The organism is Blastomonas sp. UPD001 (assembly GCF_003426715.1).
Classification (GTDB): domain Bacteria; phylum Pseudomonadota; class Alphaproteobacteria; order Sphingomonadales; family Sphingomonadaceae; genus Blastomonas.
In genome coordinates this window covers 1-11,384 of record NZ_QKVT01000021.1, presented here as the reverse complement: position 1 = coordinate 11,384, position 11,384 = coordinate 1, and the positions used below count along the sequence as shown (strand labels likewise).

Genomic DNA, 11,384 nt, shown 5'->3' with positions numbered 1-11,384 from the left:
TTTTTGGCCCGCTGCCGACAACGTATAGGAAGAATAAACGCCCTTTTCACCCAAGTCCAACAGCTTTGGACCGCAGTTGACTCTTTCGACACCCCTGCGATGCAACCCAATCCGGCTGACGGGGAGCCAGCAACGCTGAAAATTTACCCTCCTCTTTCCCACTAGCGGCTCCTTTTCCGACAACCAGCACGGCGGATCCCTGCCGCGGCGCTGTGAACGCAGCATTTTGATTGGTATCGTTGGCCTTCAGGCTCGTCAGTCAAACAGACCCAGGAGCAGCTCAGCCGGTGGCGCCCGGCTTTCGGGTAACGCCCTGGTCCCGCTGGTTTCGGCTTTGTGCTTCAGGTGATCAAGGATCTGCTTGATCACTATAGGGTCTTCAATGCAGGCGATGACTTTCATGGCGCCGCCGCAGCCGCTGCAGGTCTCGATGTCGATATTGAAAACACGCTTGAGCCGTTGCGCCCATGTCATCGACGCTCGCCGTTGTGCTGGTGTTGCCGGTTCATCAGCCACCCTGACCTTGTTGCCCCTGCCCCGTTTTGCCGGCGTGACCAACGCCCGGTGCCGACTGTTGGGTGCGAACACCCCGTGGAAGCGGGTTAGGTTGACTCTGGGCTTCGGTACCAGGGCGGCCAGCCTTGCAATGAAATCCAATGGTTCGAAAATGACGTGCGTGGTGCCGTCCCGGTACGGCGTCTTGAGCTGGTAGCGCACGTTGCCGCCTCGTGTTAACGACAGCCGCTTCTCGGATACCGCCGGGCGGCTGATGTACCGGCACAGCCGTTCGAGCTTCTTGCGTTCATCGGCCCTGGCCGCCACGCCGGCGTGCAGGCTGGACCCGGCTACCTTGCCAATCCCGTCACCGAACGGATCACCACTGGTCGGCAGAGTTTGCAAAGTGAACACCTTTCGCCCCGCCTGTGAACCGACAGCGATACGGTAAGTGATCGAGTGCCCCAGCAGGGGTGTCATCGGGTCGTCATCCACCGCATCCGAGGCCAGATAGCTGTTTTCGACATCCCGTTCCAGCAGGCCTTGCCGTTCCAGATAGCGACCCACCCGGTGGGCGATGGTGTGCGTCAGCTGGGTGAGCTCTGGGCTGGTCGGCGCCTTGACCCAGCGGAAACGCGCTGAGCCGTGGGATTGCTCGACATACACACCGTCGAGAAACAGCATGTGGAAGTGAACATTCAGATTGAGCGCCGATCCAAAACGCTGGATCAGGGTGACCGCGCCCGTCTTGGCCACTTGGTGGGTATGGCCCGCTTTCTTGACCAGGTGCGTGGCAATGACGCGGTAAACGATGCCCAGCACCCACCCCATGATCTCGGGCCGGCTGGCAAACAGGAAACGCAGCTGAAACGGGAAGCTCAACACCCACTGACGCATGGGTTGTTCAGGCAGTACTTCATCAACCAGCAAGGCGGCACTTTCGGCCATCCGCCGCGCCCCACAGCTCGGGCAGAAACCGCGACGCTTACAGCTGAAAGCGACCAGGTGCTCGGCGTGGCAAGACTCGCAGCGAACCCGTAGAAAGCCATGCTCCAGCCGCCCGCATTGGAGAAATTCTTCAAATTCCCGTTGCACATAGCCCGGCAATTCCTTTCCCTGCTCTGCCATAAGCGCAGCGAATGCCGGGTAATACTCGTCAACGATCTGATAGAGAAGGGTTTGCTCGGGTCGGTGGCTCTGGTAACGACCAGTATCCCGATCCCGGCTGGCCGTCCTGGCCGCCACATGAGGCATGTTCCGCGTCCTTGCAATACTGTGTTTACATACAGTCTATCGCTTAGCGGAAAGTTCTTTTACCCTCAGCCGAAATGCCTGCCGTTGCTAGACATTGCCAGCCAGTGCCCGTCACTCCCACTCGATTGTAAACAAGCACACAAAACCCTTTAGTGACAACAATTTGCAAGAACTATCAGGCTCAGTGCCATGAAAAATACCATGACCAGATCATGAGGTTGAACACGGCTTGCGCCGGCAGCGTTCACGCTCCTGGTCGGCGATCTCGCCCGGCTGCAATGCTAGCTCAGCATCGGTCATGCGCTCCAGCACGTCGCGTAGGCGGATGGTGCAAGGAATGGGCGGCAGCTCGAACTCATAGCCGCCGGCGATCATTTCGGCCGCAATCTCCTCGGTGATGAAAAACGGCTCGTCGTCTTGGTTCGGCTTCTTCATGCCCTTTCCTCCTGGCGCTCATCCTGGCCGACAGCGGCCAGGGCATCGGCTTCCGTCAATGCGTCCTCCACGAACGCGCCGTGCTGCTTCGCTTCGGCCTGGCTGACCTCGGCCCATATCCGTTTCACCTGGGCCGCACTGTACCCGGCCAGCTCGGCGGTCTTGTTGATGCTGTAGCCGGACTTGCGCAGCGCGACAACTTGGGCGCGGCGCTTCGGATCAGCACGGCGGCCCTTGTACCGCCCGGCCTGGCGGGCCAACTCAATGCCTTGGCGCTGGCGTTCGCGCCTGTCCTCGTAGTCGTCGCGGGCCATCTGCAAGGCCAGGCGAAAAAGCATGATCTGCACGGCTTCCAGCACGATCTTGGCGACGCCCTGGGCCTCGGCCGCCAGGTCGGATAGATCGACCACGCCAGGGACGGCCAGGCGTGCGCCTTTGGCCTGTATCGAGGCCACCAGGCGCTCGGCCTCGGGCAAAGGTAGGCGGCTGATGCGGTCGATCTTCTCGGCAATGACCACCTCGCCGGGCTGTAGGTCGCCGATCATGCGCAGCAGCTCAGGCCGGTCGGCGCGTGCGCCGGATGCCTTCTCACGGTAGATGCCGGCGACGTAGTAGCCGGCGGCCTTCGCGGCCGTAGTGATCGCCTCTTGGCGTTCCAAGTCCTGCGCGTCGGTGCTGACGCGCAGATAGACCCGCGCCACCATCGGCGCGGCTACTGGCTTCGTCCTGCGCATACTTGCGGGCTCCTTTGGGCATACTCAAATGCACCCATCTTAAACTGGCAGGCCAATTTATCACATATCGATCTAAATGCGCCTAGCTCATTTTTACAGCTTAAATGAGCTATTGAGCACACTCCATATTTCGACTATTATTGAAACATGGAAACGATAAATGCTGTAGCCGCCCTGGCGGCCATCGCTCAAGAATCGCGCCTCGCGGTGTTCCGGCTTCTCGTCCAGGCCGGCCCCGCCGGCATGGCCGCCGGAAAAATCAGCGAAGCGGCCGGCATCCCGCCGTCTTCGCTATCCTTCCACCTGAAAGAGCTGGCACACGCCGGCATGGTCACGTCGCGGCAAGAAGGCCGATTTGTGATCTACGAGGCGAACTTTTCGACGGCCACTAACCTGGTGGCCTTTCTCACGGAAAACTGCTGCGGCGGCCAGGTGTGCAACCTGTCTTGCACCACGGAAGCCGGGAAGGTGTTGGCATGAGACTTCGCCATCTTTCCGACCCCGATTCTTTGCCCGCTTTGGACAAATCCTTTGCCATCGAGCGCCCGGCGCTCGGGCTGGCACCCGACGCCCCGCCGGTGCGTATCCTGCTGCTGTATGGCTCGCTGCGCGCCCGCTCGTTCTCACGGCTGGCCGTCGAGGAAGCGGCCCGGCTGCTGCAATTCTTTGGCGCAGAAACACGCATCTTCGACCCGTCCGATTTGCCGTTGCCCGATCAAGTGCAAAGCGACGATCACCCGGCCGTCAAGGAGCTGCGCGCCCTGTCCGAGTGGTCAGAGGGACAAGTCTGGTGCAGCCCGGAACGCCACGGTCAGATTACCAGTGTCATGAAGGCGCAGATTGACCATCTGCCGCTTGAAATGGCCGGCATCCGGCCGACCCAAGGCCGCACCCTGGCCGTGATGCAGGTATCCGGCGGCTCGCAGAGCTTCAACGCCGTGAACACCTTGCGTCTGCTCGGCCGCTGGATGCGAATGTTCACCATTCCGAACCAGTCGAGTATCGCCAAAGCGTTCCAAGAGTTCGACGCGGCGGGCCGCATGAAGCCCTCGCCGTACTACGACCGAATAGCCGATGTGATGGAAGAACTGGTGCGCTTCACGGCGCTGGTACGGCCGCACCGTGAAGCACTGACAGACCGCTATTCCGAACGGAAAGCGGCCGGCCACGTCATCGACGAGGCCACCGATCTTTCATCCATCGCCATTGCTCCCCAGCCACTACCAGAAAGCGAAACATCATGACCGAAAGAATCTATAACGTCCTCATCCTCTGCACCGGCAATTCGGCGCGCAGCATCATGGCCGAAGCTCTCATCAACACGATGGGGCAAGGGCGCTTCCGCGCCTACAGCGCCGGCAGTCACCCAACCGGCAAGGTCAATCCCTTCGCCGTCGAAAAGGTGGAGTCGGTGAATTACCCGACCGAGAATCTGCGCAGCAAGAGCTGGGACGAGTACGCCACGCCCGACGCACCGAAGATGGACTTCATCATCACCGTCTGCGACAACGCCGCCGGCGAAATGTGTCCGGTGTGGCCTGGTCAGCCGATCTCGGCGCATTGGGGATTTGAAGACCCGGCCGCCGTCGAAGGCACTGACGCCGAGAAGCGCCGGGCCTTCGAACAAACCTTCCGGCACATGATGAACCGCGTCCGCCTGTTCGTGAATCTGCCTCTCAAAATGCTTGACCAGACGGCCATCAAGCGCGAGCTGGCGAACATCGGCAAGACCGAGCAGGAAGCATGAGCGCCGGCGCACAGGCCATCGCCGCGAAGCCGCGCCAGGCCCCGATGAGCGGCTTCGAGCGTTACCTGACGCTGTGGGTGGCCCTGTGCATCGTCGCCGGTGTTGCGCTCGGCCAGGGCCTTCCTGACGTGTTCCAGGCCATAGGCCGCATGGAAGTGGCCCAGGTCAATTTGCCGGTGGGCCTGCTGATTTGGGTAATGATCGTCCCGATGCTGGTCAAGATCGACTTCGGGGCGCTGCACCAGGTCAAAGAGCATTGGCGCGGCATCGGCGTCACGCTGTTCGTGAATTGGGCCGTCAAGCCATTCTCGATGGCCCTGCTGGGGTGGCTGTTCATCCGACAAGTGTTCGCTCCGTTCCTGCCGGCCGATCAACTGGACAGCTACATCGCGGGCTTGATCTTGCTGGCCGCCGCGCCCTGCACGGCAATGGTGTTCGTGTGGAGCCGCCTTACCAACGGCGACCCGCTTTTCACGCTCTCGCAAGTGGCTCTGAACGACGCCATCATGATCGTGGCCTTCGCGCCCATCGTCGGCCTGCTGCTGGGCATGTCCTCGATCTCGGTGCCTTGGGACACGCTGCTGATTTCGGTCGTGCTCTACATCATCGTGCCGGTGATCCTGGCGCAGCTCTTGCGGCGGCATCTGCTCAAGCAAGGACAGGCCGCCTTTGAACGGGCCATGCAGAAGATCGGGCCGTGGTCGATGGCCGCGCTGCTGCTGACGTTGGTTCTACTGTTCGCCTTCCAGGGCGAGGCCATCATCCGGCAGCCGTTAGTGATCGCCATGCTAGCCGTGCCGATCTTGATTCAAGTGTTCTTCAATTCCGGGTTAGCCTACTGGCTGAACAAGCGGGCGGGGGAAAAGCACTCTGTCGCCTGTCCTTCGGCCCTGATCGGTGCCAGCAACTTCTTCGAGCTGGCCGTGGCGGCCGCCATCAGCTTGTTCGGTCTGCACTCCGGCGCTGCATTGGCAACCGTGGTCGGCGTCCTGGTCGAAGTGCCGGTGATGCTGCTGGTCGTGCGCGTGGTGAATCGCTCGAAGAGCTGGTACGAACGAGGTTGAACATGAGTAGGAAAAAACTGAGGAAATGATTGCAGATTGCCGCGCCGGCCGCTTCCTGGCGCATTCGATCACTGACCTGGAACACCTAGTATCCATGCTTGCTGAGGTCGCCCGATGACAGACCCAAAGAACCTAGAGAACAGGCTGCATGAGAAGGCCGACCCGGCCCGCGCCGTTTCCACTGGTCGGGTGCGCTACACACTGGCCGAACTACTGGCCGACGCGGAAGCATCCGGGGCTTACCCGCTGCCGCCGGAGGAACGCGAATGGATGGATGCGCCGTCTGTGGGTCGGGAATGGCCAAACAGTGAAGATTGAAAAAGGCGGCCAGTTCGAGTGGCCGCCCTTTCGTCATTAGCTGCACGCTTGGCGCAAGGCGTTCATTGCTTCTTGAAAATCAGCCTGTGTCGCCCGGCCCGTTTCAGCTTGGTAGTACACCACCATAAAAGCATTAGCGACGGCTTCGGCCAATGGCCCAAGGCTCCGCGCTTCCGCTTGGTTGATGTACTCCAAAGAAGAAAGAATAGCCGCTGCTTGATGCACTGCTTGCCCTGGTTCGATAATATGTTGTGTTGTCATAATTCACCTCTCCAGTAGGTGTTGATTGAAAGTGCCGGGCTGGTTGTGGCCAGCCCGGTGCGCCTACAGGTACAGCCCCGCCGCCTCCGCGAATGCTGACCGCTCATTCCTGCCGCCATTAACCTCAATACTTATCGGCTTAGTTTCGCTCTCTCTCATAGGGTCTGGCCGTGATACAAAAGCGGCTGTTTCTGTCTCTGCATCGACCTCGGTCGATTGATCACCCAGCGGCGAAATAAATACCTGGCTGACTTCTTCCCTTGGCGCTTCATCCAGGGCCGCCAATGCGGCCATGTATGTTGATGTCGTCATCGTGCTAACTCCTGACTTCGTTACTATCTGGGCCAGAATCGGCGCCCAAGCTATTGCCCTCGAACTGGCCAGATTGGCTTGCTTCTTTCGGCTCCATGCTTTCGCGTATCGAAGCAGCCAGTTTTCCGCCTGTGGTTTCGCTCACTCGCTCCTGGAATCCCTGCTTCACTTGAGAGCCGACACCCTTGGCTAACTCGGAGGCCGTGCCTGTGGCCAGCTTCGCGGCCTTGGCAAAGCCGCCACCGCTTGAGCTACTGCCGCTGTCACCAAAGCCAGCCGCTTGGGCGAATGGGCTACTGCCAGCAGTACCCGCTTCACCACCACCGTTTCCGCCACTGCTGACAACTGACCCCATGCTGGACATGTCACCGCCGGTTTCCATACTCGCTGATGCTTTCTGAAAAGCCGCTTGGAGTGCACTTGCACCTCCGGCTGCACCGGCTGCGGCACCCATAACCGCTTTACCTGCCAGGGCAGCGCCGCCAGTTGCCATACTGGCCGCCGTCACCGCCGCCCCAACTGCCGCACCCGCACCGAAGTTTCCAATTCCACCGGCTGCGCCAATACCACCACCAGACACAAGACCAGAAATCATCGGCGGAACTTTGTTGACCAAGAAAAGCAAGATGACCGATATAACCAACATCACGGCCAGTTCCTGGGATGCCATGTTCTCGCTGATTTGCGTGTAGTAGTGATTGATGAACTCTTTGCCAATCGCAACCAGAAGCACCATTGCCATAAGCTGTGCGGCCAGGCCCAGCACGGTCTTGTAGTAATTGATCGCCATGTCGGAAGTCCAACGACTTCCACCAAAGCCAAGGAAGAACACACCGGCATACAACAGAATCCAGGCTGATGCGAGCAACAGCAACAGGTTGACCGCAATCAACGCCAGGACAAACAAAACAGCCAGGGCCATTAGCTCCATGACCAGAGCAGTTGCCATCTGCCGCCATCCCAGCTCCGAGGTGGCCTGTACTGTGCGGTTGTATAACTCGAAACCAAGATCAAGGATGCTGGAGGGCCCAAGATTGCTATTGGAAAGTCCCCCCGCCTGCGCGCCCAGAGTTTGCAATGACTGAACAATCGTACCGGCGATATTCATGCCCTGGTTCGCATTCGTCAGCAACCACCAGAAAAAGCCGGTGAAGATCGTGAAGCGAACGAACTCCGCGAAGAACTCGCCAATGTCGGCCTTGCGCAAAGCCATCATGCCGAATGTCCAGACCATCGAAATCACAACCAGCGTCCAGAACAAACGCGATGCAGCGGACTCAATAGCTGGCCCCCATGTTGCGGCAGCATCATGAAAACGCTTGAGCACATCATTCATAACACCGCTGCTACTTAGCTCCTGCGCCATTGCAGGTTCAGCCAGCACCATTGTGGCGACCATCATCAAGCCACCTAGAGCAATTTTCTTTCTCATGGCGACCACCTCAATAATCATCTTTAGGGCTGGGCTTGAACTCCCACTGACGCATCTGCTTGGCCTTCTGGAATGCTCTGCATTCCTCGGTAAAGGCCTCTCGGTTCGCTTCGCTGCGCATTTCATTCAGTGCTGCCTGGAACGCATCGGGGGCACACGTCGCCGCATTTGGTTCGGGCATCCTTTCCTGTTCACATCCAGCCAACAACAGCAACGTAGCCGCGGTAGTAAAAAAGATTTTTTTCATCTCACCGCCTCCCTAGTAGTTGTCTGCCGGACTCGGGCGAAACGTCCAGGTACGCATTTGCTCGGCCCTGGCATCACCTCGCGCCTCGGCATCGAGTTCTGCTGCAATCCGGGCTGCCTCCGCGTTGTGTTGGGCGGTCAACATGGTGCGAATCTGCAAGAGCTGATTGGCCTGCTGGCTGGCGAGCTGGTTGGCGTAGCCGATGGCCTGTAGCTGGCCAGTTGCACCCTGGGCCGCGCCTTGCAGCCGCTCCAGGGTACGGGCGTCATCCTTCAAAGCCTTTTGCTGGTCGGCAACGGTCTGGAACAGGGCATCGTTGGCCTTCTTTTGCGACTCTGACGCCAGGCGGCGGTTCTCTTCCATCGCTGCCTTTTCGGCCGGCGTGCATCCGCCGCTGCCGTTGAAGCATGGCGAGCTGCGGTAATAGGCCACGTCCTGAAACTTGGCCAGGTAACGATCCAGGCTGCCTAGCTGGTTCTCGTAATAGGCCAGCGTGTTTTGCGCGGCAATCAGCCGGTTGATCGTAGTCTGCGCCTGATCCCAGATATACGCGGCTGGGGCCATCGTGTTCTGGAGCTGATTTTCGTACTGCTGCAACTGGGTCTGGTACTGCTCAATCTGCTTGAGCGTCTGCGCCACCGACTCGATGGCCGTCATGATGTTCTGGGCCAGGTTGCCGCCGTCGATGACGGGGATACCAGCTTGCACAGGGGCGGTGGTAGTGGTGATAAAGCCGGTTGCGAGTGCAACGGCTAGAGCGGTTTTTTTAGCCGCTAAAATTTTGGACTTCATGGTCGTACTCCGTCGATGAAAAGAAGGCATTGCCTTGACCAAGCGTTGTGCTTGTTCTCGGCAACGTTTCATCGAAGAGCTACGCCACTAGCTGATCGGTATTGCCCTTGGCGCTGAGGCCCGGACTTACAAACGTAAAACTACTCTGTTTTTTTATCGCTTTCGGACAAGCCAACTTCCCGGCCAATCTCTTCAAGCTCTAGCGGCTGTACTGCCGCCGTCAGTATTTCGCGTATTTCCGCGTCGGTGCTCCTATCGTTGAGCGCTGCTCGAACTTTCAACGCACGGTGCACCTCGGCGGGTAAATTCCTGATAAGCACATTTGCCATATCAATACCCTTTTGGTGTACCCGACAACCATGCTATCAAAGATATTAAAAATAGCAAGACCTATACTCTTGCAACCGGCGGTAGCCGATCAGCCCCGCAGGGCAGGATTCCCGTTGAGTGCCCCCGGCGCGAATAAGGGACAGTGAAGATAGATAACCGGCTTGCCGGTTAGCTAACTTCACCCATCCTGCCCGCATTTCACCCACTATTGAAAATCTAGCGCATATCGAACGTAAAGCGTTTTATCGTCAAACAAACACCGATTCTTGGCAACATAACCGTAATCGTCACCAAATCGGCCTGCAATCGACATAGTCGCTTCAAAATCGCTGCTCAATCGGCTTTAAATCGGAACCTAAAATGCCAACAATCGACACAAACCATTCGCCCCGATGGGGCGAGTTGGACGCCAAAAAAGAAGGGCATAACCCGCCCCTCAAGTGTCAATGAACACAAGAAATTTGCCTCCCCTCCCGTCATACCACTAAGGCGACGTATTGATACTTGAGGGGCAACCTTTCCTGATGTTGACACCTTCACGCAGGTTACTGGTTATGGGCGTCCAACACACACGGCTCATTCCTGCTTGGTAATAATAAGAATAATAATCTTCTTATTATTCTTACCGAACGAATGGGCACTGCTTAGCCATTTCACGTTTCGAGCCAAGGTTTCAGTACAGATAACTACAAGTGCACACAGCGGCCCTCCAGCACCGTTAGACGCAGATTCTGCTTCAGCTCATGGAATAAGGGACTCCGGGTTGTTTTCCCCTCTCACAAGGCGTTTCAGCGGCCACTGAAGCCGCCTTCTCTTCTTGGCGTTAAACCATCGGCCTATGGCCGATTGATAAAGCCCGCCAGGGCTTTATTGGCAAGGTCAGAACGCGCCCTCAAGGCGCGAGCTGCACCGCGCATGATGGATTATCTTTAGATAATCTTGGATGGATTTCCCAAACTGCCCGCAAAGCAGCGCACCGTCTGGGTTTTCCAAATTGGGACGGGGAACGTTACGACGGCAGAAGGGGAGCGTTACGACGGTAACAAGGGAACGTTACGACGGTAAACGGGTGCAGTTGCCGTGGGGCCAGGCCTCTTGATCTCCCATTTTCCCTTGGCGTATTCGTTCACTACCCAACCCACGGCGGCAAGTTCGGCCAGTGCCTTCCGGGCAGTCTGACGGCGTTTTTTCATAGCTTCGGCATTGGCTTCATCTGGCCAGACATAGCCGCAAAGCGTGTCCAGTTCCACGCGCCCGGATTTGCCGGGGTCGATCCAGCCGCATAGCCGTTGGTGCATCAGCCGTGCCGGATCAGTCTGTAGCACCCGCACTTCCGCCATGTCGATACGGGCATATGGACGATGCCCCAGGATCGCTTCGGCAATACGCGGATTCAGGGCAACCCATAGCCTGCCGTCCGTCTCGTCAAAAGCATGACTCATCAGGTGGAACGCGGCTTGCCGCCGTCCCTTCGTCACAAGGATGGTGACGTTCGACATGCGCAGCAGGCTGGCTTTGAGCGCCTTGATGTTGTCGCCGCTATCCGTCATGCCCGTTTCTGAGAGCAGTTTGGTCAGGCTCTCACGAACCACCAAGCCGTCTTGCTCAATGGCTTCGAAACGGGGTTCAAGGAATAGCCGTAGCTGTCGCCCCGTCTCACTGGTCGGTTCCGGGGTTAGCAAGATGCCGTTCGGGCCGCCAAGGGCCACGATGCCTTGCAAAAGACGCATATCATCGGCCCCGAGAGTGCTGCGCGACAATCAGGATGAGAACCGCGCGACAATCTAGTTGAGAATGGCGGCGTGTGTCTGTCGGGACGAGGGGCGTAGCCCCGAGGAGCGACAGACACACGCCGCAAGCGTCTTTCTTTGTGAGAGTGGCGCGATGGTGATCGTGAACTGGTGGGATACGCTTCTGCCCCGGAAGGGGAGCTGCAGTGCCCGGCAGACATATCAACGATCAT

15 protein-coding genes are annotated in these 11,384 nt (G+C 58.4%); 5 read left to right on the top strand and 10 right to left on the bottom strand.

Annotated features, from left to right (window positions below):
- Window positions 1-255 precede the first annotated feature (255 nt).
- From DM995_RS17930 to DM995_RS17920, 3 genes are all read right to left on the bottom strand, one after another.
- On the bottom strand, window positions 256-1,749 hold the full coding sequence (locus tag DM995_RS17930; RefSeq protein WP_001120888.1) for an IS91-like element ISCR2 family transposase: 1,494 nt from the start codon (window positions 1,747-1,749) through the stop codon (window positions 256-258).
- A gap of 210 nt (window positions 1,750-1,959) precedes the next feature.
- Window positions 1,960-2,184 (bottom strand): hypothetical protein, encoded by a 225-nt coding sequence (locus DM995_RS17925; protein ID WP_000743213.1) that lies wholly within the window; start codon window positions 2,182-2,184, stop codon window positions 1,960-1,962.
- Entirely contained in the window at window positions 2,181-2,918 is a 738-nt protein-coding gene (locus DM995_RS17920; RefSeq protein WP_001366550.1) for a recombinase family protein, read from the bottom strand. The genes DM995_RS17925 and DM995_RS17920 overlap by 4 nt, the downstream gene beginning before the upstream one ends.
- 147 nt (window positions 2,919-3,065) lie before the next feature.
- On the opposite strand from DM995_RS17920, the gene DM995_RS17915 reads away from it, so the two are divergent.
- From DM995_RS17915 to DM995_RS17895, 5 genes are all read left to right on the top strand, one after another.
- A complete protein-coding gene (locus DM995_RS17915; RefSeq protein ID WP_000447876.1) occupies window positions 3,066-3,398 on the top strand; it encodes an ArsR/SmtB family transcription factor in 333 nt (110 codons plus the stop codon).
- Window positions 3,395-4,162 carry an arsenical resistance protein ArsH gene (gene arsH / locus DM995_RS17910; RefSeq protein ID WP_001239389.1) on the top strand — a complete coding sequence of 256 codons (768 nt, stop codon included), beginning with the start codon at window positions 3,395-3,397 and terminating at the stop codon, window positions 4,160-4,162. Before DM995_RS17915 ends, arsH begins: the two co-directional genes overlap by 4 nt.
- On the top strand, window positions 4,159-4,665 hold the full coding sequence (locus DM995_RS17905; protein WP_000140066.1) for an arsenate reductase ArsC: 507 nt from the start codon (window positions 4,159-4,161) through the stop codon (window positions 4,663-4,665). The genes arsH and DM995_RS17905 overlap by 4 nt, the downstream gene beginning before the upstream one ends.
- On the top strand, window positions 4,662-5,729 hold the full coding sequence (gene arsB / locus DM995_RS17900) for an ACR3 family arsenite efflux transporter (protein WP_001272375.1): 1,068 nt from the start codon (window positions 4,662-4,664) through the stop codon (window positions 5,727-5,729). The genes DM995_RS17905 and arsB overlap by 4 nt, the downstream gene beginning before the upstream one ends.
- A gap of 114 nt (window positions 5,730-5,843) precedes the next feature.
- Window positions 5,844-6,047 carry a hypothetical protein gene (locus DM995_RS17895; protein ID WP_000131871.1) on the top strand — a complete coding sequence of 68 codons (204 nt, stop codon included), beginning with the start codon at window positions 5,844-5,846 and terminating at the stop codon, window positions 6,045-6,047.
- 36 nt (window positions 6,048-6,083) lie between these two features.
- Here the strand turns inward: DM995_RS17895 and DM995_RS17890 are convergent, their stop codons facing one another.
- The 7 genes from DM995_RS17890 to repC all read right to left on the bottom strand — a co-directional run bounded on the left by DM995_RS17890 (window position 6,084) and on the right by repC (window position 11,181).
- On the bottom strand, window positions 6,084-6,308 hold the full coding sequence (locus tag DM995_RS17890) for a type I toxin-antitoxin system ptaRNA1 family toxin (RefSeq protein ID WP_000211355.1): 225 nt from the start codon (window positions 6,306-6,308) through the stop codon (window positions 6,084-6,086).
- A 63-nt stretch (window positions 6,309-6,371) separates the two neighbouring features.
- Window positions 6,372-6,620: a hypothetical protein gene (locus tag DM995_RS17885; protein WP_000213809.1), complete on the bottom strand. Its 249-nt coding sequence runs from the start codon at window positions 6,618-6,620 to the stop codon at window positions 6,372-6,374.
- A 4-nt stretch (window positions 6,621-6,624) separates the two neighbouring features.
- Entirely contained in the window at window positions 6,625-8,052 is a 1,428-nt protein-coding gene (trbL, locus tag DM995_RS17880; RefSeq protein WP_001405816.1) for a P-type conjugative transfer protein TrbL, read from the bottom strand.
- Between the two features lie 10 nt (window positions 8,053-8,062).
- On the bottom strand, window positions 8,063-8,299 hold the full coding sequence (trbK, locus tag DM995_RS17875; protein ID WP_000718002.1) for an entry exclusion lipoprotein TrbK: 237 nt from the start codon (window positions 8,297-8,299) through the stop codon (window positions 8,063-8,065).
- 12 nt (window positions 8,300-8,311) lie between these two features.
- The gene (gene trbJ, locus DM995_RS17870; protein WP_000836966.1) at window positions 8,312-9,091 is read right to left on the bottom strand and encodes a P-type conjugative transfer protein TrbJ; all 780 of its coding nucleotides are present in this window, start codon (window positions 9,089-9,091) and stop codon (window positions 8,312-8,314) included.
- A 140-nt stretch (window positions 9,092-9,231) separates the two neighbouring features.
- Window positions 9,232-9,420 (bottom strand): FitA-like ribbon-helix-helix domain-containing protein, encoded by a 189-nt coding sequence (locus DM995_RS17865; RefSeq protein WP_000024442.1) that lies wholly within the window; start codon window positions 9,418-9,420, stop codon window positions 9,232-9,234.
- Window positions 9,421-10,452: 1,032 nt separating this feature from the next.
- The gene (gene repC / locus DM995_RS17860) at window positions 10,453-11,181 is read right to left on the bottom strand and encodes a replication protein C, IncQ-type (protein WP_502696618.1); all 729 of its coding nucleotides are present in this window, start codon (window positions 11,179-11,181) and stop codon (window positions 10,453-10,455) included.
- Window positions 11,182-11,384 lie beyond the last annotated feature (203 nt).